The sequence below is a fragment of the Pseudomonas sp. TE12508 genome, from assembly GCF_056279485.1.
Map to the genome: position 1 here is coordinate 162,028 of NZ_JBWCCN010000005.1, position 24,077 is coordinate 186,104.

Genomic DNA, 24,077 nt, shown 5'->3' on the forward strand with positions numbered 1-24,077 from the left:
GTACTCCCACTGATTATTTTTATGCGCGGGTGAATCTTCTTTGGTCTGTCTTTTGTGGGAGCTGGCCTGCCAGCGATACAGGCCACTCGGTGTGTCAGTCACACCGCGATGATGCTATCGCCGGCAGGCCAGCTCCCACAGGTATTGCGTGTATCAGGAGCCGATGTAGCTGGTCTTCACGACCGTGTAAAACTCTTGTGCATAGCGACCTTGCTCACGTGAGCCATAGGATGAACCTTTGCGCCCACCAAACGGAACGTGGTAATCCACGCCGGCGGTCGGCAGGTTGACCATCACCATCCCGGCCTGGGAGTGGCGCTTGAAGTGGTTGGCGTACTTCAGCGACGTGGTGGCGATACCCGCTGACAAGCCGAACTCGGTGTCGTTGGCCATGGCCAGCGCTGCCTCGTAATCGGCGACGCGAACGATGTTGGCCACCGGGCCGAAGATCTCTTCGCGGCTGATGCGCATCGCCGCTGTGCTGTCGGCAAACAGCGTCGGCGCGAGGAAGTAGCCTTCGGTGTCGCACGTCACCAGACCACCGCCACTGACCAGACGCGCACCTTCGGACTGGCCGATATCGATGTACTTCATGTCCTGTTCAAGCTGAGCCTGCGAGACGACCGGACCGATATCAGTGCCGGTTTTCAGCGCGTGACCGACCTTGATCGACTTCATGCGCTCGGCCATGGCTTCGACGAATTTGTCGTGAATCCCGGCGGTGACGATGAAGCGGCTCGACGCGGTGCAACGCTGCCCGGTGGAGTAGAACGCGCTCTGTACCGACAGCTCGACCGCTTGCTTGAGATCGGCGTCATCGAGAATGATCTGCGGGTTCTTGCCGCCCATTTCCAGCTGCACTTTCGCTTGGCGCGACACGCAGCTGACGGCGATCTGCCGACCGACACCGACGGAGCCAGTGAAGCTGATGCCGTCGACTTTCGGGCTCTGCACCAGCGCATCGCCAACCACTCGACCGCTGCCCATCACCAGGTTGAATACGCCGGCCGGGAAGCCTGCGCGGGAGATGATTTCCGCCAGCGCCCAGGCGCAGCCCGGTACCAGATCGGCAGGTTTCAGCACGACGCAGTTGCCGTAGGCCAGGGCCGGGGCAATTTTCCAGGCCGGGATCGCAATCGGGAAGTTCCACGGGGTGATCAGGCCGACCACACCCAGCGCTTCGCGAGTGACTTCGACATTGACGCCCGGACGCACCGACGGCAGGTAATCGCCCGAAAGACGCAGGCATTCACCGGCGAAGAACTTGAAGATATTACCGGCGCGGGTCACTTCGCCGATGGCTTCGGGCAGGGTCTTGCCCTCTTCCCGGGCCAGCAAGGTGCCGAGTTCTTCGCGACGGGCGAGGATCTCACTGCCGACTTTATCCAGGGAATCGTGACGTGCCTGAATGCCCGAAGTGGACCAGGCCGGGAACGCAGCGCGAGCGGCGTCGATGGCGGCGTGGACCTGAGCCAGATCGGCCTTGGCGTATTCGCCGATGGTATCGCTCAGCTCGGACGGGTTGATGTTGGCGCAGTAATCACCGCCCTTCACCCATTCGCCGTTGATGTAGTTATCGAAATGCTTTGCATCAGCCACTTGAAAATCTCCTCACGCAAAAAGCCGCTGATTGCTCAGCGGCCTTGGTTTTATCGAGTGTTATTGCGCACCTTGCTTGTCGATCAGCGCGGCGAGCATTTCGTACTCTTCGCCCGTCAGATCGGTCAGCGGTGCACGCACAGGACCTGCGTCGAAGCCTGCGATTTTTGCCCCGGCCTTGACGATGCTCACCGCGTAGCCAGCTTTGCGGTTACGGATGTCCAGGTACGGCAGGAAGAAGTCGTCGATGATCTTGCCGACGGTGGCGTGATCTTCGCGAGCAATGGCGTGGTAGAAATCCATTGCGGTTTTCGGGATGAAGTTGAACACCGCCGAGGAGTAAACCGGCACGCCCAGCGCCTTGTAGGCCGCGGCGTAGACTTCAGCGGTCGGTAAACCGCCCAGGTAGCTGAAGCGATCACCGAGGCGGCGACGGATCGACACCATCAACTCGATATCGCCCAGACCATCCTTGTAACCGATCAGGTTCGGGCAGCGCTCGGCCAGACGTTCCAGCAAAGGAGCGGTCAGGCGGCAGACGTTGCGGTTGTAAACCACCACGCCGATTTTTACCGATTTGCATACCGCTTCAACGTGGTCGGCAACACCGTCCTGGCTGGCTTCGGTCAGGTAGTGCGGCAGCAGCAACAGGCCTTTGGCGCCCAGACGCTCGGCTTCCTGAGCGTATTCGATGGCCTGGCGAGTGGCGCCGCCTACGCCGGCAAGAATTGGCACGCTGGTAGCGCAAGTGTCGACGGCAGTCTTGATGATTTCCGAATATTCGCTGGCCGCCAGAGAGAAGAACTCACCGGTGCCGCCCGCGGCGAACAATGCCGAGGCGCCGTATGGGGCCAGCCATTCGAGACGCTTGATGTAGCCCGCGCGATGGAAATCGCCCTGAGCATTGAAGTCGGTGACCGGGAATGACAGCAGGCCGGAAGAGAGGATGGACTTCAGTTCTTGTGGATTCATTATTCGAACACCCTGAGTAGCAACGTTGTGTGAGAAAACCGTTCAGCCTTCGCCGAAGTTGTAGGTCATCGTACAACTTAAAATACAACCGTCAACTGCATTTCATCGCGAGCCGCAAAATTTGCGTCGGAAAAAGTAATCCCTTGACGTAGGAAACTTCTCATCTATGATCCAAACAGCTGTATATACATACAGCCAAATTTGAATCTACCTACGACATATCAAGGAGCTAGAAATGTCAGGTCTATACGCACAACCGAAGGAAAATACCCGACAGATCATCGCCGATCTGGATGATCTTTTTACCGAGCACGGCATCGCGTTTTCTGGCGATGGCGGCACGCTTAAACTCACCGCCGGCAGCCATCACAACCTCAAGCATCAGCGCCAGGGCTTGCTGCCGACGCCACCGAAAAATGCGCTGAAAGGCGCGCCGCAGCTTAGGTTTGAAGGTGCAGAACATACCGCGATCGGCGACAGCACCCTGCTGCGTTTCGTCAAGGATGCTCCTGCCATACCGGCCTCGCAGGTGGAGTTGCACCTGCCTAATGGCCTGGCATTGACCTATGGACAAGTGATTGCGCTGGGGGGTGATTTTTATGGAATTCCCGACCAACCGATCTGCGAAGGCGCAACAGCCGCAGACCGAATCCAGCGCTTTACCAACGCCTTCAACTCCCTGGCGGTACTGCCGGCCTCAAACGCCGAGGCGAAGTTGATCCTCGGTGTCATGCAGAAAGAAATCGCCGCCATCAATCAAGCGATCAGGGACGGAAAACAGCCTCATGAGGCTTATGACGCCCTAGGTGATACGTTGTCGGAAGAGTGGAACAAGATCACCGGTGGCGGCAGTTTCGTTTCGGCGCTATTCCCTTTGGGGCGTTATCTGAAACTGGCCGCCAACAATGCTGACCACTTTGCCGAATGGGCGTTGCTGGCTTATATCGCCGGGCACACGGCAGCGCTGCAACAAGCAGTGCTGGCCCACAACAGCGGCGATGAAAAGCAGTTGGAGCTGGCCTATGCGATGAACGCTTTTGCCGATCACTCTTTGACCGACCTGTATTCCGCCGGTCACCTGCGAGTACCGCGCAAACAGTTGGCGGCAGTGGTCACGCCCAGTGATCTCGGCTCGTTGATTACCCGCTTCATGCACGATGAAGACAGCAAGTTCGGCCTCAACGTGAGCAACGGCAACGGCGATCGCTGGCACGCCTACGGCGACAAGCGCTACTTCGACGCGATCGACAGCACCAATCGCGCCCAGGTGAATCAGGCCGTTCAGGTGTCTGCGGATGAAGTGTTCGCGGCGTACCTCAGTGGCACTGCTCCATCGGCCGGCAGCTTTGCTGCGTTGAAAAGGCTGCCCGACCTGCAAGCGGTTCTGAACCCGGCCGGCAATTTCTCGCCACTGTTCAAGGTCGAGGGCAACAAGGTATTGCGGCGCAAGGACGTCAACAACTTGAACGATACCGCCACCGTGGACGACTGGTGGGGCTGGAGCACGTATCTGCTGCTCAAGGACTACCAACCAACCGGCGTGCTGAATTCAGCGGCCAATGCCTGATAAGGAGATCACTGATGACTATCAAATTGAAACTGGAACTGGCTTCTGGCCAGTCACTGAAAGGCGCGCCGCTGGAGTTGCTGTCGAAAGGCTTGCCAATTGCCCGGGCGCTTGTGGATGAGCGCGGGCATGCGATTTTCGATGCCAAACCCGGGGCTGCTGAGTTGGCGGTGAGGGTGGATCGTTCGATTTTGAGGACTGGCTGACATATTCCAGGAAGGCCACTGACCTCATCGCGAGCAGGCTCGCTCCCACATTGGATCTGCGTGTGATCGCATTATTGTGATCGACACCAATCCCTGTGGGAGCGAGCCTGCTCGCGATGGCTATCTGTCAGGCAGCAAATCACCCAACCTGAAACTCTACCCCCGCTGCGCCTGCGCCTCTTCATGCGCCTGGCGCAACCGCTCCCGGCTATTCGTCAAATGCAACCGCATCGCCGCTCGCGCCGCGTCGGAATCCTGCCGTGCAATTGCGTCATAAATCTCTTCGTGCTCACGACTCAGACGACTCATGTAGTGCTGCTGGTCGTCGTGAGCCAGGCGCGCGGAGTTCAGGCGCGTGCGTGGAATGATGCTGGTGCCCAGGTGGGTCATGATGTCGGTGAAATAGCGGTTGCCCGTCGCCAGGGCGATTTGCAGGTGGAACTGGAAGTCGGACGCCACGGCATCGCTGGCATGGGAGACACTTTCATTCAATGCATCCAGCGCCGCGCGCATCAACGCCAGTTGCTCGGGGCTGCGACGTTGCGCGGCAAGGCCGGCGGATTCCACTTCCAGGCTGATGCGCAATTCAAGAATTGCCAGCACATCGCGCAAGGTCACCACGGTGGCCGGGTCGATACGGAAACCGCTCGGGCTCGGGGTATCGAGCACGAAGGTGCCAATGCCGTGACGGGTCTCAACCTGGCCTGCGGCCTGCAAACGGGAAATCGCTTCGCGCACCACGGTGCGACTGACGCCATGGGCATCCATGATCGCCGACTCGGTGGGCAACTTGTCGCCGCGCTTGAGGTGACCGTCGCGGATCTGCTCGGACAGCACCGTCACCAGTTCCTGAGCGAGGCTGCGGCGCTTGCGAGGGAGGCGAGGTGCGTCGATCGGTTTTTCCATGGTGAACGTCTATCTCGAAAATTCGGCTGAAGCCGCATCATAGCTCAACACGGTTGTACGATCACCGTCGGTGAACGCCGGCCCTTGTGGGAGGGCCTGTGGCGAGGGGGCTTGCCCCCGTTGGACTGCGCAGCAGTCCCTTGAACTTGGGGCCGCTTCGCGCCCCAACGGGGGCAAGCCCCCTCGCCACAAAAGCTCGTTCCTACAGAGGTGGTGGAATTCAGGCGGTCACGGTCTGATCCACCAAGTGACCATTCTCGATACGCACATGCCGTGGATGGAAACGCTTCAGGCTGCTGCGATGGCCAACGCTGACGATGCTCAGTCCAGGCAACTCATCAATCAATGCCTGATACAGCGACGCTTCATCCTCTTCGTCCATCGCCGAAGTGGCTTCGTCCATGTACAGCCATTGCGGGGCATACAGCAGCGCACGGGCGAAGGCCAAACGTTGCTGTTCGCCTGGCGAGAGCATGCGCTGCCAGTGATTGGCTTCATCCAGACGCGTAATCAGGTGTGGCAAGCGGCAGGTTTCCAGGACGTGGACGTAACGCTCATGCGAGTAGGTGTCGCCCGGCTGTGGATAACTCAGCACCTCGCGCAGGGTGCCAATCGGCAGATAGGGTTTTTGCGGCAGGAACAGATACCGCCCCGTGGGCAGACGGATGCTGCCGTGGCCAGCCGGCCAAAGATGCCCCATCGCCCGCAGCAACGTTGATTTGCCGCTGCCGGAACGACCGCTGAGCATGACGCGCTCGCCCTCCTCCACCGTCATGTCGGCGTTGGTCAGCAGGTGACGACCGTCAGCGAGGTCAAGGCCAAGGTTTTGCACCTTCAACGTTGTGCCCTGATTCTGCACATCGATGGCCGGCGCGCGCTGCTCGTTATCGGTCATGGCCTGATGGAAACTCAATAGACGATCGCAAGTGGCACGCCACTCGGCAAGGCCCTGGTATGCACTGATGAACCAGCTGAAGTTTTCCTGAACGTTGCCGAACGCCGAGTTGATTTGCATCAGCTCACCCAGCTCGATCTTGCCGGCAAAGTAACGAGGTGCAGCGACCATGAACGGGAAGATGATTGCGATCTGGCCATAACCGGAAGTGAAAAATGTCAGGCGCTTGGACACTTTCATGATGTCCCAGAAGTTGTGCCAGACCATGCTGAAGCGGCTGCTCAGACGGCGGTTCTCATTGGGTTCTCCGTTGTACAACGCAATGCTTTCGGCATTCTCGCGGACTCGTACCATGGAGAAACGCAAATCGGCTTCGAAACGTTGCTGGTTGTTGTTGAGGCCGATCAGGCGACGCCCGATCAAATGCGTGAGCCAGCTGCCGACGATGGCGTAAACCAGTGCACACCAGAACATGTAGCCGGGAATCGTATAGCCAAACACTTCGATGCTGCCTGAGACGCCCCACAGAATAATCGAGAACGACACCAGGCTGACGACGGTGCGGATCAAACCAAGGCCCAGGAGCAAGGTGTTGGTGGTGAATTTATTGAGGTCTTCGGAAATGCGCTGGTCCGGGTTATCGGTGTAACCGCCCTGCTCCAGCTGATAGTAGTTCTTGTTGCCCAACCAACGGGTGAAGTGTTTCTCGGTGAGCCAGGCCCGCCAGCGAATGGTCAGCATCTGGGTCAGGTAGAGCTGATACACCGCTGCGAGAATTGCCACGGCCGCGATGCCGCAGAAATACAGGATCAAATGCCAGAAGGCCGCTTCGTCCTTCTTTTGCAGGGCGTTATAGAAATCCTTGTACCAACTGTTGAGCCACACTGAAATCGCCACGCTGAACAATGACAGCGCGATCACCGCGATCAGCAACGTCCAGGCCTTGCCCTTCTCTTCACTGCGCCAGTAAGGCGTGGTCATCGCCCAGACTTTGCGAAAAAACTGCCCGCGCACAGCATCATTGACCGCGCAATATTCAGCGTTCTGATTCATGGATAAGGCTCGATAAAGAAAAGAACACACACGAGCCGATCATAAATGATCGGCCCGGCTTGTAACGAGGTGTGACAACAATTGTTCAGCGCCGGTTCAGCGACGGACCGGGCGCTTCTGCAGTTTGCGCTGCAGCGTGCGGCGGTGCATGCCCAAGGCGCGGGCGGTAGCGGAGATGTTGCCTTCGTGCTCGGTCAATACGCGCTGGATGTGCTCCCACTGGAGGCGATCCACAGACATCGGGTTTTCCGGCACCAGGGTGTCGAGGTCGGCGTGCTCGGAGAGCAACGCGGCCAGCACGTCATCGGCGTCCGCCGGTTTGCACAGGTAATTGCAGGCGCCACGCTTGATCGCCTCGACGGCGGTGGCAATGCTCGAGTAACCGGTGAGGATCACAACGCGCATTTCCGGGTCGAGTTCCAGCAGTTTGGGCAACAACACCAAGCCCGAATCGCCGTCCATTTTCAGATCCAGGGCGGCGTAATCCGGGATGTCGGCCTGGGCGATGGTCAGGCCCTCTTCTGCGGAACCTGCCGTGCTGACGCGAAAACCGCGGCGGGCCATGGCGCGGGCCATCACACGGGTGAAGGTTGCGTCGTCGTCTACCAGCAGCAAATGCGGCAGTTCTTCGCCTTCGACTTGGATCTCGTCACTCATGTTCGTCTCCTCGGGCGACACGGGGCAGGCGCAGCTCGGTGAGCGTGCCACCTTCCTCATGACTGTAGAGTTTCACTGAGCCGCCGGCGCGTGTCACGCTGGCCTTGCTCAAAAACAGGCCCAGGCCGAAACCTTTGCCCTTGGTGGTAAAAAACGGTTTGCCAATCTGCTCGGCAATAGCCAATGGCACACCGGCGCCATGGTCGCGAATGCTGATGGTCAAGTCCTCGGCATTCCAGTCCAGCGTCACTTGCAAGCCTTCGGGGCACGCATCGGCGGCGTTGTTCAGCAAATTCAGCAGCGCCTGAGTCAAATCCGGCGGCGGCGCCATGCGCGGCACGGTCCCCTGGCCCAGGCGCTGGAAGCGATAACTGGCTTCCGGGCGCATCAGGTGCCAACGGTTCAGGGCTTCGTCGAGCCAGTCGGTGACGTCTTGCATCTCCACCGCCAAGCGACGATTGGCTTCCGCCGCCCGGACCAACTGCTGCAAGGTCTCTTTGCAGAGTTTGACCTGATCCTGCAGCACGCTCAAATCGTCCTGCAACAGCGGGTCTGGATGGTCTTGGCGCATTTCCTTGAGCAGCACGCTCATGGTCGCCAGCGGTGTGCCCAGCTCATGTGCAGCACCCGCCGCCTGGGTCGCGACGGCCAGTAATTGCTGATCGCGCAGGCCTTCTTCGCGACGAATGGCGCGCAATTCTTCCTGACGACGCAGCTCTTCGGCCATGCGGGCGGCGAAGAACGTAATGACCGCCGCCGCCAGGGCAAAGCTCAGCCACATGCCGTAGATCTGCAGGTTCTCTCGGGCGATCGGGAACGTTTCCAGCGGGTAGAACCGTGCCAGCAGCAACGTATAAAGCGCCAGGGCGATGCCCGACAGAATTACCGAATAGCGCCACGGCAAGGTCACGGCAGCGATGGTCAATGGCACCAGGTAATAAGAGACGAACGGGTTGGTCGAACCACCGGAGAAGTACAGCAAGGCACTGTGGATAAACAGGTCACAGGCCAGTTGCACGGCGTATTCGAGCTCGGTCACCGGCCACGACGTGCGCAGACGAATCGCGGTCAGTGCGCAGAGCACCATGGAAAAACCGAGGGTGATCGCCAATTGCAGCCAGGGCAACGGCAGCAGGTCGAACCAGTAAGCCAGGCCTACGGAACCGGCCTGAGCGGCCAGCACCAACGTACGGATGAACGTAAGCCGCCAGAGGTTCTGACGAGTGGCGGAAGTAATTTGAACGGGGGCGAGCATGAGCTCTCCTGATGAGCGCTCCAGGCGGATCGCACGGAGTATAACCAAGCCGCGGGCCTGAGAGGCAAAAGTGCGGCAAACGACCACAGTGACCAGCGATCTATCTGCGACGAATCCCCCTGTGGCGAGGGAGCTTGCTCCCGCTGGACTGCGAAGCAGGCCCAAACCAGTCAGCCGGGGCATCCGGCAAACGGTGCACTCAGGTTTTACGACTGCTGCGCAGCCGAGCGGGAGCAAGCTCCCTCGCCACAAAAGCCCTTCAGCAACTCACCAGCATTCCATCTGTATAGAAGTTGTAACTGTGCGAACCGGACCATTGAAGCTAGAGTCTGATGGTTTCACGCAGGTTCGGACCTTAACCCCTGCGCATCGTCCAAGGAGCTTTTCATGCACACATTGCGCCGCAGCGCCGCCCTTCTTGCCTTAAGCGTTGGCACCGTCGCCAGCCTTCCGGCCCTGGCCGTCGACGAACTGCATTACAACCAGATCTCCCTGCGCGCCGAAGTCAGCCAGGAAGTGGCCCGCGACCTGATGATCGTGACCCTCTACACCGAAGAGCAAAACAGCGACCCGGCCAAACTCGCCGCCGACGTCAGCACCACCATGAACAAGGCGCTGGCACAGGCTAAAGAAGTCAAAGACATCACCCTGCGCCAGGGCAGCCGCAACAGCTACCCGATCTACGACACCAAAGGCCAGAAAATCATCGGTTGGCGTGAACGCGCCGAACTGCGCCTGGAAAGCTCGGATTTCGCCGCCCTCTCCAAACTCACCGGTGAACTGCTCACCGACCTGAAAATGGGCGGCATGGACTTCGCCATCGCCACCCCGACCCGCAAAGCCAGCGAAGATGCCCTGCTCAAGGAAGCCGTGACCGCCTTCAAGTCCCGCGCCCAACTGGCCACCGACGCCCTGGGCGGCAAGAGCTACAAAATCGTCAACCTGAACCTCAACAGCAACGGTTATCCACAACCGTACATGCGTGGGCCGATGATGATGAAAGCCGCGGCCGGCATGGATTCGGCACCGGTGACGCCAGAAGTTGAAGCCGGGACCAGCCAGGTCAGCATGACGGCGGATGGGGCGATTGAAGTGTTGATGCCTTGATTCGATAACACGTACAAAAAAACGGCGACCACCGAAGTGATCGCCGTTTTTTATTGCCCGTCGTGGGCCAGTCGGCTTTTTTGGCGAACAATCTGCCGCCATCGCGAGCAGGCTCGCTCCCACATTTGATCTGTGTCGTACATAAAATCCATGTACACCCTCAATCCCTGTGGGAGCGAGCCTGCTCGCGATGAACGATAACGCGGTCTACGCCGGATCGACGTTATCCAACGCCCGGTTCACCGCCAGCTCCGCCAGCATGATGATCTGTTGAATCGCCAACACTGTATTGCGCTGCGGGCCGATCAGGTGGGTGGCGAAATCACTGGCCAGGACACTGGCCGAGGCCAATGACTCGCAGGCTTGTGCCAACAGGCTTTCGGTATCCATGTTGGGGGCGATCATATACATCGTGCTGGGACGACGGGGTGTCGGGGCGTATGGGGCGGGTGGATCGAGGTAGTAATCGAGGGCGCGTTTTATGGCTTCGCGGTCTTTGAGTAATTCTTCGGTGCGCAAGGCTTCGGCGTTGGGGGTGGTGTTGAAGGGTGGGTCCGGGATTAACTTATCCATATAAAAACTCCTACTTGCGAGTGGGAGCCATCCATTTATCGTTTCCACACGACAAAAAGTGGCAGCTGTACGCAGGGTGGAAAACCGGTAAGTAGGCACCCGGCCAGACCGAAGTCTGCCCACGCACAGCTGCCATGACGCAGTTTGCAGACGAAAGAAGACGTCGGCAATGATTACGATGGTCCAGCTATGCGGCTACTAAGAGTTCCAGGTTTCCACGCCTGGCCGCTGAAATCGCAGCGACAGCCAAAGATTAGAGGCACTGCTTCCTACCCGACAACCTGAAAAATGCGTGGGAAAGCTCTGTGTTTCTTACACATCGTTCAACAAAAAAATGGAATGCAGAGCAGGCCGCCAAGCCAACAACCCGCTTGAATATGCCGAGATAGAGGGGTTCCCCTTACAAACGGATATTTCCGCCAATCTCACCAACAACGCTACCCTCAGGAAAACACCGCCGCCAAACCCACGGGGACTCCATGGAAAGAACCACCGTCAAACCACTTCTGCTTGCTCTCGCCCTCGCTACAACCGCATCACTCGCACAAACCGCCCAAGCCGCCACCACCCTGGTCTACTGCTCCGAAGCCAGCCCCGCCGGCTTCGACCCCAGCCAATACACCAGCGGCACCGACTTCGACGCCTCAGCCGAAACCGTCTTCAACCGCCTCACCCAATTCAAACGCGGTGGCACCGAAGTCGAACCCGGCCTGGCCACAAGCTGGGATGTCTCCCAGGACGGCCTCAGCTACACCTTCCACCTGCGCGACGGCGTGAAATTCCACACCACCGACTACTTCACCCCGACCCGCGACTTCAACGCCGATGACGTCCTGTTCACCTTCCAGCGCCTGCTCGACCCGCAGAATGCCTTCCGTAAAGCCTACCCCGCCGAGTCGCCGTACTTCACCGACATGGGCCTGAACACCACGATCAAAAGCATCGACAAGATCGACGACCACACCGTGCGCTTCAGCCTGAACAACATCGACGCCGCATTCGTGCAGAACCTCGCCATGAGCTTCGCCTCGGTGCAGTCCGCCGAATACGCCGCCCAACTGTTAAAGGAAGGCAAAGCCGCCGACCTCAACCAGAAACCGGTCGGCACCGGCCCGTTCGTGTTCAAGCGCTATCAAAAGGACTCGCAGATCCGCTACGCCGCCAACAAGGCCTACTGGAAACCCGAGGACGTGAAACTCGATAACCTGATTTTCTCAATCACCCCGGACGCCGCCGTGCGCTTGCAGAAGCTCAAGGCCGGCGAGTGTCAGGTCAGCGGCTACCCGCGCCCGGCAGACATCGAAGTCATGGAGAAAGACCCGAACCTGACCGTGCTCAAACAGGCCGGTTTCAACCTCGGCTTCCTCGCCTACAACGTAACCCATCCGCCGCTGGACCAGCTCAAGGTCCGTCAGGCGCTGGACATGGCTATCGATAAACCGGCGATCATCAAAGCGGTCTACCAGAGTGCCGGGCAGCTGGCGCAGAACGCCCTGCCCCCGGCGCAATGGTCCTATGACCCGACCATCAAGGATGCACCGCACGACCCGATCAAAGCCCGCTCGCTACTAAAAGAAGCAGGGGTTGCGCCCGGTACGACTATTAATTTGTGGGCCATGACGGTGCAGCGTGCCTCCAACCCGAATGCGCGGATGTCGGCGCAGATGATCCAGCAGGATTGGGAGAAAGTCGGGATCAAGGCCAACATCGTCAGCTATGAGTGGGGCGAGTACATCAAGCGCGCCAAGAACGGCGAGCACGACGCGATGATCTACGGCTGGACCGGCGATAACGGTGACCCGGACAACTGGCTCGGCGTGCTCTACAGCTGCGCTGCGGTGAAAGGTAGCAATTACGCCAAATGGTGCGACCCGGCCTACGACAAGCTGGTGCAGCAAGCGAAGGTGTCCACGGACAAACAGCAGCGGGTCAAACTGTACCAACAGGCACAGCAAATCCTTAAGCAACAAGTACCTATCACACCTGTTGCCAACTCGACCGTGTTCCAGCCACTGCGCAAGGAAGTCACCGACTTCAAGATCAGCCCTTTCGGCCTTACACCCTTCTATGGCGTGAGTATAAATAAGTAACACCAGGCGCCAACCGGGTGCACCAGACGCCCCGGTTGCCCCTTGTCGGTGCGCGTTTTGCACCGTAAAAAACCTGCGCAAACGGTCAAATGTGCGGGAATTTATACATATGCGACATTAAGGTACGTTCGTGCCACTGTTTAAGGTTTGGAGCCATTCAGGATCTTGCATTGGGTATGGCCCCTGCATAAGTATCCGCAGGTCGACTCACGAGGTCGTCCTCTAATTCCAAAAATGACAACAAATCATGAGGCCACCATGCTTAAACACGCGGTCATTCCGTTTTTAGTCGGCGCAAGCTTATTAGCCAGCGCACCTTTCGCCCAAGCGGCGACTAACCTGGTGTTTTGCTCCGAAGGGAGCCCGGCCGGTTTCGATCCTGGTCAGTACACCACCGGAACCGACTTCGACGCCTCTGCAGAAACCATGTTCAACCGCCTGACCCAGTTCGAGCGCGGCGGCACCGCCGTTATTCCTGGCCTGGCGACCAAGTGGGACATTTCCGATGACGGCCTGACTTACACCTTCCACCTGCGCGAAGGCGTCAAGTTCCACACCACCCCGTACTTCAAGCCAACTCGTGAGTTCAACGCCGACGACGTGCTGTTCACCTTTAATCGCATGATTAACAAGGATGATCCGTTCCGTAAGGCGTACCCGACTGAATTCCCGTACTTCACCGACATGGGGATGGACACCAACATCACCAAGATCGATAAAGTCGACGACCACACCGTCAAGTTCACGCTCAAAGAAGTGGATGCCGCGTTCATTCAGAACATGGCCATGAGTTTCGCCTCGGTCCAGTCCGCCGAGTACGCTGCCCAGCTGCTCAAGGAAGGCAAAGCCGCCGACATCAACCAGAAGCCGGTCGGTACTGGCCCGTTCGTGTTCAAGAGCTACCAGAAAGACTCCAACATCCGCTACACCGGGAACAAGGACTACTGGAAGCCTGACGACGTGAAGATCGATAACCTGATCTTCGCCATCACCACCGACCCGTCTGTACGCATCCAGAAGCTGAAAAAGAACGAGTGTCAGATCACCCTGTTCCCTCGTCCGGCCGATCTGAAAGCGTTGAAGGAAGACAAAACCCTGAAGGTGCCTGACCAGGCCGGTTTCAACCTGGGTTATATCGCCTACAACGTGATGGACAAGATCAAGGGCAGCGATCAGCCAAACCCGATGGCTCAGTTGAAAGTGCGTCAGGCATTGGACATGGCCGTCAACAAGCAGCAGATCATCGATTCGGTTTACCAGGGCGCCGGCCAACTGGCCGTCAACGCCATGCCTCCGACCCAATGGTCTTATGACACCACCATCAAGGACGCGCCATACAACCCTGAGAAAGCCAAAGAGCTGCTCAAGGAAGCCGGCATCAAGGAAGGCACCGAGATCAACCTGTGGGCGATGCCGGTGCAACGTCCCTATAACCCCAACGCCAAGCTGATGGCCGAAATGCTCCAGTCCGACTGGGCCAAGATCGGTATCAAGGCCAAGATCGTCACCTACGAATGGGGCGAGTACATCAAGCGCTCCAAGGGCGGCGAAAACGGCGCGATGCTGATTGGCTGGAGCGGCGACAACGGTGACCCGGACAACTGGCTGAACGTGCTGTTCGGCTGCGATTCGCTGCAAGGCAACAACTTCTCCAAGTGGTGCGACAAGAAGTTCGACGGCATCGTCAAAGAAGCCAAGCGCACCACCGATCAAGCCAAGCGCACCGAACTGTACAAACAGGCGCAACACGTCCTCAAAGATGCTGTTCCAATGACACCTATCGCTCACTCGACGGTGTTCCAACCCATGCGCGACAACGTGCAGGACTTCAAGATCAGCCCGTTTGGCTTGAACTCCTTCTACGGCGTTAGCGTCAGCAAATAAGAAAAGGCAGCGGCGACGTTTTCAGCGACGCCGCTGCTTTTTTCTGCCGAGAAGATAGGAATTTGCCTACATCCTAATCCGCTGTCTGACGCAGCCAGGGGTTAGGACGCGTTGCCTTTTCCTACGAGTCTTTAGGACTCAGCGCATTTACTGCCAGACCCACGGCACCTACCGTCGGGATCTGACCAGCGATTGCGTGGCTATCGGTTTGCTGCCCGTATTGGTTTGAGCTCAATGCAGCCCCCCACTCGGGGTCGCGGCGCATTGAATAAACACTACAAAAAGAGGGAGCGTCATGCGCCATACCTTGGTTTTATCCGCATTGCTGGGCACCGGCCTGCTGGCCGTCACTTCCGTTAGCCAGGCCGCCAATAACAGCCTGGTGTTCTGCTCCGAAGGCAGCCCGGCGGGCTTCGACACCGCGCAATACACCACGGCGACCGATAACGACGCCGCCGAGCCGCTGTACAACCGATTGGCAGAGTTTGAAAAAGGCGCCACCAACGTCGTACCGGGCCTGGCAACGAGCTGGGATATTTCCGAGGACGGCCTCAAGTACTCCTTTCATCTGCGCGAAGGGGTGAAATTTCACACCACCAAATACTTCACACCGACCCGCGATTTCAACGCCGATGACGTGCTGTTTACCTTTAATCGCATGCTCGATCCGCAGCAACCCTTCCGTAAGGCTTATCCAACCGAATTCCCGTATTTCAACGGGATGAGCCTGAACAAGAACATCGCCAAGGTCGAGAAGACCGGGCCGCTGACCGTGGTGATGACGCTCAACAGTGTCGACGCCGCGTTCATCCAGAACATCGCCATGAGCTTCGCCGCGATCCTGTCCGCCGAATACGCCGATCAGCTGCTGGCCTCCGGCAAGCCGAGCGACATCAACCAGAAGCCGATCGGCACTGGCCCGTTCGTGTTCAAGAGCTACCAGAAAGATTCCAACATCCGTTACAGCGGCAACAAGCAGTACTGGGACCCGAGCCGGGTCAAGCTCGACAACCTGATTTTCGCCATCAACACCGACGCCTCGGTGCGCGTGCAGAAGCTCAAGGCCAACGAATGCCAGATCACCCTGCACCCACGCCCCGCCGACGTGACCGCGCTGAAAAATGATCCGAAACTGCAACTGATCGAAAAGCCCGGGTTCAACCTTGGTTACATCGCCTATAACGTGCGGCACAAACCGTTCGATCAACTCGAAGTGCGCCAGGCGCTGGACATGGCGGTGAACAAGCAAGGCATTCTCAACGCCGTCTATCAAGGCGCCGGTCAACTGGCAATGAACGCCATGCCACCGACTCAATGGTCCTACGACGAGACGATTAAAGACGCCGCCTACAACCCGGAAAAGGCCAAGGAATTGCTCAAGGCCGCCGGCGTCAAGGAAGGCACCGAAATCACCCTCTGGGCCATGCCGGTTCAGCGTCCGTACAACCCCAATGCCAAGTTGATGGCCGAAATGCTCCAGGCGGATTGGGCGAAGATCGGCCTCAAGGTCAAGATCGTCAGCTACGAATGGGGCGAGTACATCAAGCGCACCAAGAACGGCGAGCACGACATCAGCCTGATCGGCTGGACCGGTGACAATGGCGACCCGGACAATTGGCTTGGCACGCTGTACAGCTGCGATGCCATTGGCGGCAACAACTACTCCATGTGGTGTGATCCGGCTTACGACAAGCTGATCAAGCAGGCCAAAGTCGTCACTGACCGTGACCAGCGCACGGTGCTCTACAAACAGGCGCAGCAGTACCTCAAGCAGCAGGTGCCCATCACGCCGGTCGCCCATTCGACGGTCAACCAGCCGTTGAGCGCCAAAGTCGAAGGATTCAAGGTGAGTCCTTTCGGTCGTAACGTGTTCTCGGGCGTCAGTATCGACCAATAACCGATTAGTCAGAACGCTGGGGGCGGATTCGCCCTCACGCAAGCGTATTGCCGTAATTCGCCGATCCGGCCTATAGCAAACGTTTGCGATGCCTGCATGAGTTCACACCAAATAGCCGGATCACCGAAAAAGACCGGCATTAAAAAAAAAGAAAGTAAGGAGCTTCACCCATGAAACTGAGCAGCACCGCGTTATTGGCCTTGGCCATCAGCAGCGTGACCGCCACGGCGTACGCAGAATCCCAGAGCCAGGCGTTCACGCCGGTTACCGTTAAAGAGAAAAGTGCCCAGAGTGAAGCCACAGGCTTTGTCGAAGGCCAATCGATCACCGGCAGCACGCGTAACTGGTATGCCAATGAGCAACTGAAGCGCGGCGCCACGTTCAGCTACAAGAAGAATGGTGTATCGACCCCGACTGATCGTCGCATCAACTGGGTTCAGGGCACTATCCTCAAGTACAACTCCGGCTTCACCGAAGGCACCGTAGGTTTCAGCACCGAAGTGGCGGCCTACAACGCTATTGCTCTGGATCGTGATCGCAAGGATCTGGCGTCCAATAATGGTGGCGCACCGGGTACCCGTTCTGGCGCGGGCAACAACCGCACACTGACCGAGGAAGGTGGCGACGCCGTCGGCCAATGGAGCAAGCTGGGCCTGGCCAACGTCAAGGCCCGCGTGTCCAACACCACCCTCACTGCCGGCCGCCAGAACTTCAGCAGCCCGATGGTCGATGTCATCGGTAACCGTGCGTTGCCTTCGAGCTTCCAGGGTGTGAGCCTGCACAGCGAAGAGCTGGAAAACCTGAGCTTCGACGTCGGCACGTTCGATCGCAACTCGCCACGAACCGAACAAAGCCAGCGCAAGTTCCGCACCGAATACGCCAACGGCATCGTTGAAACCGATCACGTCCACACGGCCGGTATCACTTACACGCCATTTGCCAGCCTGACCACCAGTCTGTGGGGTACCCAGGCTGAAGACCTGTGGAACCAGTACTACTTCGGCGCCAGCCATGTGCTGGGCGACAGCTCGATCCTGAGCCTGACCACTGGCCTGAACTACTACAAAACCCAGGAAGAAGGTAAAGCCCTTATCGGCAAGATCGATAACGACACCTACTCCCTGTCGTTCGGCCTGACCCACCAGGCTCACAGCCTTACCTTCTCTTACCAGGAAATTAACGGTAACGAGTACTTCGACTACCTGCACGAAACCAACGGCATCTACCTGGCCAACTCCCTGCTGTCGGACTTCAACGGCCCGAACGAGAAGTCCTTCCAGATTGCCTACGGTCTGAACATGGCCGAATACGGCGTACCGGGCCTGAAGTTCAACATCTATCAGGCTCGCGGCTGGGGCATCGACGGCACTCACTACACCGGCAACGGCGGCGTGGCGGACAAGGGTTACGACGGTATCCAGAACCAGGATGGCGAACACCACTATGAATACGGCATCGGTGCTTCGTACGCCGTGCAGAGCGGTCCACTCAAGGCCACCGCTATCCGCGCGACCTACACCGCTCATCGCGCCAGCGAAAACCAGGTGGATGGCAGCATCAACGAGTTCCGTCTCGTGACCACCATCCCGTTCAACATTTTGTAAAACCCATGCCGGCGGCTGACTCATGATGAGTCGGCCGTCTGGCTTTTCTGTTCAACCGATTGCAGAGGGCTCTAGATGAAAATGCTTCCCCTACGAGCGGCCATCGCTGCCGCGTTGCTGAGTGTCGCCGTCGGCGTCTCGGCCAAACCCTTGGTGGTCTGTACCGAAGCCAGCCCGGAAGGCTTCGATATGGTCCAGTACACGACTGCAGTCACAGCCGATGCGGTGGCCGAAACCATCTTCAATCGTCTGGCGGACTTCAAGCCCGGCACCACTGAAGTGATCCCGGCACTGGCCGAGTCGTGGGACATCAGCGACGACGGTCTGACCTACACGTTCCACCTTCGCAAAGGCGTCAAGTTTCACACCACCGATTACTTCAAGCCGACCCGCGACATGAATGCCGACGACGTGGTCTGGAGCTTCCAGCGTCAGCTGGACCCGAAACACCCATGGCACAAACTGTCGAGCGTGGGCTTCCCGTACTTTGAAAGCATGGGCTTCAAAGAGCTGCTCAAAAGCGTCGAGAAGGTCGACGACAACACAGTCAAATTCACCCTGACCCGCCGTGAAGCGCCGTTCCTGGCCGACATCGCCATGGCCTTCTCCTCGATCTACTCCGCCGAGTACGCCGATCAGTTGCTCAAGGCCAACAAGGCCGGCGACCTGAACAACAAGCCGATCGGCACCGGACCGTTCGTCTTCCAGCGTTACGCCAAGGATGCTCAGGTTCGCTTCAAGGCCAATCCGGACTACTTCCGTGGCAAGCCACCGGCTGAAGCGCTGGTCCTGGCGATTGCCACCGACAACAACGTGCGCCTGCAAAAGCTCAAGGCCAACGAGTGCCAGATCGCGCTGTATCCGAAACCGGATGACATCCCGAGCATCAAGAAAGACGCCAACCTGAAGGTTGATGAGCTGAACGCGATGACCGTGTCCTATGTCGCCATGAACACCGCCCGCCCGTACATCAGCGACGTGCGCGTGCGTAAAGCCATCGACATCGCCTTCGACAAGGCTGCGTACGTCAACGCGTTGTTCGGCAAGGGCAATGCGACCGTGGCGGTCAACCCGTACCCGGACACCCTGCTGGGCTACAACCACAAACTGACCAACCCGCCACGTGATCTGGACAAGGCTCGCGCCTTGCTCAAGGAAGCCGGCGTACCGGAAGGCACCACGTTTACCCTGTTCACCCGTAACGGCGGCGGCCCGACCAACCCGAACCCGATGCTCGGCGCGCAGATGATGCAGGCCGATCTGGCCAAAGTCGGGATCAAGGTCGATATTCGAGTCATGGAATGGGGCGAAATGCTCAAGCGCGCGAAAAACGGCGAGCACGACATGGTGTCTGCCGGCTGGGCGGGCGACAACGGTGACCCGGATAACTTCCTGACGCCTATGCTCAGTTGCGAAGCGGCCAAGAACGGCGAAAACTACGCTCGCTGGTGCAATGAAAAGTTCCAGGCGCTGATCGACGAAGCACGGGCCAAAGTGAACCCGGACGAACGCACGGCGCTCTACGAACAGGCCCAGGCCATTTTCAATCAGGACCAGCCGTGGATCAGCATGGCGCACACCCGTATGTTCACTGCAATGCGCACCAACGTAGAGGGCTATCACATTAGCCCCCTCACCACTAATAACTTCGCCACCACCCAGGTGAAGTAGATAAGAAACGCCCGGCATCGCTGACCCCAGCGCTGCCGGGCACGCCTAACCGGCTGATGAGGTACACCACACGATGTTTAGTTTTATTGCCCGCCGATTGGGGTTATTGATCCCCACGTTCTTCGGCATCACCTTGCTGACTTTCGCGTTGATTCGCATGATTCCAGGCGACCCCGTGGAAGTAATGATGGGCGAACGTAGAGTCGACCCCGAAATGCATGCTCAGGCAATGGAACGCCTAGGTCTGAACAAACCCCTGTATGCCCAATACCTGGATTACATCGGCAAGTTGGCCCACGGCGATCTCGGCGAATCCCTGCGTACCCGTGAAAGCGTCTGGACCGAGTTCAGCTCTCTATTCCCCGCGACCCTGGAACTGTCCATGGCCGCCCTGTTATTCGCCGGCATCCTGGGCCTTCTGGCCGGGGTGATTGCGGCACTCAAGCGAGGATCCCTGTTCGACCACGGGGTGATGGGCATCTCCCTGGCGGGATACTCGATGCCGATCTTCTGGTGGGGCCTGATCCTGATCATGTTCTTCTCGGTGAGCCTGGGCTGGACCCCGGTGTCCGGGCGGATCGACCTGCTCTACGACATCGAGCCGCGCACCGGCTTCATGCTGATCGATACGCTGCTGGCCGACGACGTCGGGGCGTTCTTCGATGCCCTGCATCACCTGATCCTGCCGGCCATCGTGCTCGGTACTATCCCGCTGGCGGTGATCGCGCGGATGACCCGTTCGTCGATGCTCGAAGTGCTGCGTGAAGACTACATCCGTACCGCCCGCGCCAAAGGCCTGTCGCCATCGCGCGTGGTGTTCGTTCACGGCTTGCGTAACGCACTGATTCCGGTACTGACCGTGGTCGGCCTGCAAGTCGGCACTCTGTTGGCCGGTGCGGTCCTGACCGAAACCATTTTCTCCTGGCCCGGCATCGGCAAATGGCTGATCGAAGCCATTGGCGCACGGGACTATCCCGTGGTGCAGAACGGCATCCTGTTAATCGCCTGCCTGGTGATCCTGGTCAACTTCGTGGTGGACATCCTCTACGGCTTTGCCAACCCACGCATCCGTCATCAGCGCTGAGATCAAGACCATGACCACTCTCACTACACCGGTAGCAGTCGATCAAAGCCTGCTGTATCCGTCCCCGTATAAAGAATTCTGGCAAGCATTCTCGAAAAACAAAGGTGCCGTCGCCGGCCTGATGTTCATGCTGCTGGTGATTTTCTGCGCGATCTTCGCCCCATGGGTCGCACCGCATAACCCAAGCGAGCAGTACCGCGACTTCCTGCTGACCCCGCCGTCCTGGCTGGAAGGCGGGCAAATCCAGTTCCTGCTCGGCACAGATGAACTGGGTCGCGACCTGCTGTCGCGGCTGATCAACGGTTCGCGCCTGTCCTTGCTGATCGGCTTGTCGTCGGTGGTGATGTCGCTGATTCCGGGCATCCTGTTGGGTCTGTTCGCCGGGTTCTTCCCGCGCGTGCTCGGCCCGACCATCATGCGTCTGATGGACATCATGCTGGCCCTGCCGTCCCTGCTGCTGGCCGTGGCGATTGTCGCCATCCTCGGCCCTGGCCTGATCAACACCATTATTGCCATCGCCGTGGTTTCGTTGCCGTCCTATGTTCGTCTGACCCGCGCCGCGGTGATGGGCGAATTGAACCGCGACTACGTGACCGCCGCACGCCTGGCCGGTGCCGGTCTGCCACGCCTGATGTTCGTGACCGTGCTGCCCAACTGCATGGCGCCGCTGATCGTGCAGGCCACCTTGAGTTTCTCCTCGGCAATTCTCGATGCCGCGGCACTGGGCTTCCTCGGCCTTGGCGTACAACCGCCAACGCCTGAGTGGGGCACCATGCTGGCTTCGGCTCGTGACTACATCGAACGTGCCTGGTGGGTGGTGAGCTTGCCTGGTTTGACCATTTTGCTCAGCGTGCTGGCAATCAACTTGATGGGCGACGGCCTGCGCGATGCGCTGGACCCGAAACTCAAGAACGCCGCCTGAGGAGATTCAAATGTCACTGTTAGAAATCAAGAATCTCAACGTTCGCTTCGGCGACGCCAACGCCGTTCCGGTGGTCGACGGTCTCGACATTACCGTGGACAAGGGCGAAGTGCTGGCTATCGTTGGCGAATCGGGTTCCGGCAAGTCCGTGACCATGATGGCGCTGATGGGCCTGATCGAGCATCCGGGGATCGTCACCGCCGATGCTCTGAATTTCGACGGCAAGAACATGCTCAAGCTCAGTAACCGTCAGCGTCGGCAAATCGTCGGCAAAGACCTGGCCATGGTTTTCCAGGACCCGATGACCGCGCTGAACCCGAGCTACACCGTCGGTTTCCAGATCGAAGAAGTGCTGCGCCTGCACCTGAAAATGTCCCGCAAGGACGCCCGCAAGCGTGCCATCGAACTGCTGGAAAAAGTGGAAATCCCGGGCGCCGCCAGCCGTATGGACGCCTATCCGCATCAACTCTCCGGCGGCATGAGCCAGCGTGTTGCAATCGCCATGGCGATTGCCGGCGAACCGAAACTGCTGATCGCCGACGAACCGACCACAGCACTCGACGTGACGATTCAGGCGCAGATCATGGACCTGCTGCTGGCCCTGCAGAAAGAGCAGAACATGGGCCTGGTGCTGATCACCCACGACCTCGCGGTCGTGGCCGAAACCGCCCAGCGCGTGTGCGTGATGTACGCCGGCCAAGCGGTTGAAGTCGGTCAGGTGCCACAACTGTTCGACATTCCGGCGCACCCGTACAGCGAAGCACTGCTCAAGGCGATTCCGGAACACAGCCTGGGCGCCGCGCGCCTGTCGACATTGCCGGGCATCGTTCCCGGTCGTTACGACCGCCCGCAAGGCTGCCTGCTGTCGCCACGCTGCCCGTACGTGCAAGACAACTGCCGCACCCAGCGTCCGGCCCTTGACCAGAAAAGCAACAGCCTCGCCCGCTGCTTCTACCCGCTGAATCAGGAGGTGGCGTAATGGCCGTCGTACTAACCGCCCGCAACCTGACCCGTCACTACGAAGTGTCCCGTGGCCTGTTCAAGGGTCATGCGACCGTGCGCGCCCTCAACGGTGTGTCGTTCGAACTGGAAGCCGGCAAGACCCTCGCCGTTGTGGGCGAATCGGGTTGTGGCAAATCCACCTTGGCCCGGGCCCTGACGCTGATTGAAGAACCGTCCTCCGGCTCCTTGAAAATCGCCGGGCAGGAAGTCGCGGGTGCCGACAAGGCTCAGCGCAAGCAACTGCGCAAAGATGTGCAGATGGTGTTCCAGAGCCCGTACGCGTCGCTGAACCCACGACAGAAAGTCGGTGATCAGCTCGCCGAACCGCTGCTGATCAACACCAACCTGAGCGCCTCGGAACGTCGCGAGAAAGTCCAGGCGATGATGAAACAGGTGGGCTTGCGGCCTGAGCATTACCAGCGCTACCCGCACATGTTCTCCGGCGGTCAGCGCCAGCGGATTGCCCTGGCCCGCGCGATGATGCTGCAACCGAAAGTGCTGGTGGCGGATGAACCGACCTCGGCGCTGGACGTGTCGATCCAGGCGCAAGTGCTGAACCTGTTCATGGATTTGCAGCAAGAATTCAACACCGCCTACGTGTTCATCTCCCACAACCTGGCAGTGGTGCGCCACGTCGCCGATCACGTGATGGTGATGTACCTCGGCCGTCCGGTGGAAATGGGCCCGAAAGAGGACATCTACACTCGCCCTCTGCACCCCTACACCCAGGCGCTGTTGTCGGCCACTCCGACCATCCACCCGGACCCGAACAAGCCGAAAATCAAGATCGTCGGCGAACTGCCAAACCCGCTGAACCCGCCGTCCGGCTGCGCCTTCCACAAGCGCTGCCCGTACGCGACCGAGCGCTGCACCACAGAAGAACCGCTCCTGCGCCTGGTCGACACCCGTCAGGTGGCTTGCCACTACGCCGAGCAATTCCTCGACGGCGCGGCGTAAAAACGGCCTGAAAAAAATGAGAGCGAGCTTGCTCGCGAAGTCGGTGTTTCAGTCACCATCTCTGTCGACTGACAGATTGCTTTCGCGAGCAAGCCCGCTCCCACAGGGACCGAGTTGACCAGACCCCTTCCGCCAGATTGCGTATCAGTCCGGCGAGGGGTTTTCTTTTGTCCGTC

19 protein-coding genes are annotated in these 24,077 nt (G+C 58.9%); 12 read left to right on the plus strand and 7 right to left on the minus strand.

Annotated elements, in window-relative coordinates:
* Nucleotides 1–153: 153 nt before the first annotated feature.
* Together ACZ9IM_RS08700 and kdgD are read right to left on the minus strand one after the other, a co-directional pair.
* Nucleotides 154–1,599 carry an aldehyde dehydrogenase family protein gene (locus ACZ9IM_RS08700; protein ID WP_427623369.1) on the minus strand — a complete coding sequence of 482 codons (1,446 nt, stop codon included), beginning with the start codon at nucleotides 1,597–1,599 and terminating at the stop codon, nucleotides 154–156.
* A gap of 60 nt (nucleotides 1,600–1,659) precedes the next feature.
* Nucleotides 1,660–2,571, minus strand: coding sequence for a 5-dehydro-4-deoxyglucarate dehydratase (gene kdgD, locus ACZ9IM_RS08705; protein ID WP_192346260.1), 912 nt, complete (start codon nucleotides 2,569–2,571; stop codon nucleotides 1,660–1,662).
* A 235-nt stretch (nucleotides 2,572–2,806) separates the two neighbouring features.
* Between kdgD and ACZ9IM_RS08710 the strand changes: the two genes are divergently transcribed.
* Nucleotides 2,807–4,138 (plus strand): phospholipase, encoded by a 1,332-nt coding sequence (locus ACZ9IM_RS08710; RefSeq protein ID WP_476223708.1) that lies wholly within the window; start codon nucleotides 2,807–2,809, stop codon nucleotides 4,136–4,138.
* Nucleotides 4,139–4,152: 14 nt separating this feature from the next.
* The gene (locus ACZ9IM_RS08715; RefSeq protein WP_427623373.1) at nucleotides 4,153–4,344 is read left to right on the plus strand and encodes a hypothetical protein; all 192 of its coding nucleotides are present in this window, start codon (nucleotides 4,153–4,155) and stop codon (nucleotides 4,342–4,344) included.
* Between the two features lie 156 nt (nucleotides 4,345–4,500).
* Here the strand turns inward: ACZ9IM_RS08715 and ACZ9IM_RS08720 are convergent, their stop codons facing one another.
* From ACZ9IM_RS08720 to ACZ9IM_RS08735, 4 genes are all read right to left on the minus strand, one after another.
* Nucleotides 4,501–5,250, minus strand: a complete 750-nt coding sequence (locus ACZ9IM_RS08720) for a FadR/GntR family transcriptional regulator (RefSeq protein ID WP_427623375.1) — start codon at nucleotides 5,248–5,250, stop codon at nucleotides 4,501–4,503.
* A 220-nt stretch (nucleotides 5,251–5,470) separates the two neighbouring features.
* Nucleotides 5,471–7,198, minus strand: a complete 1,728-nt coding sequence (locus tag ACZ9IM_RS08725) for an ABC transporter ATP-binding protein/permease (protein ID WP_427623376.1) — start codon at nucleotides 7,196–7,198, stop codon at nucleotides 5,471–5,473.
* Nucleotides 7,199–7,294: 96 nt separating this feature from the next.
* Nucleotides 7,295–7,855 carry a response regulator transcription factor gene (locus ACZ9IM_RS08730; protein WP_007901386.1) on the minus strand — a complete coding sequence of 187 codons (561 nt, stop codon included), beginning with the start codon at nucleotides 7,853–7,855 and terminating at the stop codon, nucleotides 7,295–7,297.
* Nucleotides 7,848–9,110: an ATP-binding protein gene (locus ACZ9IM_RS08735; RefSeq protein ID WP_007901384.1), complete on the minus strand. Its 1,263-nt coding sequence runs from the start codon at nucleotides 9,108–9,110 to the stop codon at nucleotides 7,848–7,850. Before ACZ9IM_RS08735 ends, ACZ9IM_RS08730 begins: the two co-directional genes overlap by 8 nt.
* Nucleotides 9,111–9,497: 387 nt before the next feature.
* On the opposite strand from ACZ9IM_RS08735, the gene ACZ9IM_RS08740 reads away from it, so the two are divergent.
* On the plus strand, nucleotides 9,498–10,217 hold the full coding sequence (locus ACZ9IM_RS08740; protein ID WP_427623379.1) for an SIMPL domain-containing protein: 720 nt from the start codon (nucleotides 9,498–9,500) through the stop codon (nucleotides 10,215–10,217).
* 207 nt (nucleotides 10,218–10,424) lie between these two features.
* Here the strand turns inward: ACZ9IM_RS08740 and ACZ9IM_RS08745 are convergent, their stop codons facing one another.
* Complete coding sequence (locus tag ACZ9IM_RS08745; RefSeq protein ID WP_476223709.1) at nucleotides 10,425–10,790, minus strand: DUF6124 family protein; 366 nt, start codon at nucleotides 10,788–10,790, stop codon at nucleotides 10,425–10,427.
* A gap of 479 nt (nucleotides 10,791–11,269) precedes the next feature.
* Between ACZ9IM_RS08745 and ACZ9IM_RS08750 the strand changes: the two genes are divergently transcribed.
* The 9 genes from ACZ9IM_RS08750 to ACZ9IM_RS08790 all read left to right on the plus strand — a co-directional run bounded on the left by ACZ9IM_RS08750 (nucleotide 11,270) and on the right by ACZ9IM_RS08790 (nucleotide 23,901).
* On the plus strand, nucleotides 11,270–12,880 hold the full coding sequence (locus tag ACZ9IM_RS08750) for an ABC transporter substrate-binding protein (RefSeq protein ID WP_476223710.1): 1,611 nt from the start codon (nucleotides 11,270–11,272) through the stop codon (nucleotides 12,878–12,880).
* A 258-nt stretch (nucleotides 12,881–13,138) separates the two neighbouring features.
* Nucleotides 13,139–14,764, plus strand: coding sequence for an ABC transporter substrate-binding protein (locus ACZ9IM_RS08755; protein ID WP_008067278.1), 1,626 nt, complete (start codon nucleotides 13,139–13,141; stop codon nucleotides 14,762–14,764).
* A gap of 295 nt (nucleotides 14,765–15,059) precedes the next feature.
* Complete coding sequence (locus ACZ9IM_RS08760) at nucleotides 15,060–16,661, plus strand: ABC transporter substrate-binding protein (RefSeq protein ID WP_476223711.1); 1,602 nt, start codon at nucleotides 15,060–15,062, stop codon at nucleotides 16,659–16,661.
* A 170-nt stretch (nucleotides 16,662–16,831) separates the two neighbouring features.
* Nucleotides 16,832–18,265, plus strand: coding sequence for an OprD family porin (locus ACZ9IM_RS08765; protein WP_218398665.1), 1,434 nt, complete (start codon nucleotides 16,832–16,834; stop codon nucleotides 18,263–18,265).
* A 75-nt stretch (nucleotides 18,266–18,340) separates the two neighbouring features.
* Entirely contained in the window at nucleotides 18,341–19,936 is a 1,596-nt protein-coding gene (locus ACZ9IM_RS08770; protein ID WP_476223712.1) for an ABC transporter substrate-binding protein, read from the plus strand.
* A 73-nt stretch (nucleotides 19,937–20,009) separates the two neighbouring features.
* Complete coding sequence (locus tag ACZ9IM_RS08775) at nucleotides 20,010–21,020, plus strand: ABC transporter permease subunit (RefSeq protein WP_007900379.1); 1,011 nt, start codon at nucleotides 20,010–20,012, stop codon at nucleotides 21,018–21,020.
* Between the two features lie 10 nt (nucleotides 21,021–21,030).
* The gene (locus tag ACZ9IM_RS08780; protein WP_427623388.1) at nucleotides 21,031–21,942 is read left to right on the plus strand and encodes an ABC transporter permease subunit; all 912 of its coding nucleotides are present in this window, start codon (nucleotides 21,031–21,033) and stop codon (nucleotides 21,940–21,942) included.
* A gap of 10 nt (nucleotides 21,943–21,952) precedes the next feature.
* Nucleotides 21,953–22,921 carry an ABC transporter ATP-binding protein gene (locus tag ACZ9IM_RS08785; protein ID WP_218398663.1) on the plus strand — a complete coding sequence of 323 codons (969 nt, stop codon included), beginning with the start codon at nucleotides 21,953–21,955 and terminating at the stop codon, nucleotides 22,919–22,921.
* Nucleotides 22,921–23,901, plus strand: coding sequence for a peptide ABC transporter ATP-binding protein (locus ACZ9IM_RS08790; RefSeq protein ID WP_192346289.1), 981 nt, complete (start codon nucleotides 22,921–22,923; stop codon nucleotides 23,899–23,901). The genes ACZ9IM_RS08785 and ACZ9IM_RS08790 overlap by 1 nt, the downstream gene beginning before the upstream one ends.
* The last annotated feature ends 176 nt before the right edge of the window (nucleotides 23,902–24,077 follow it).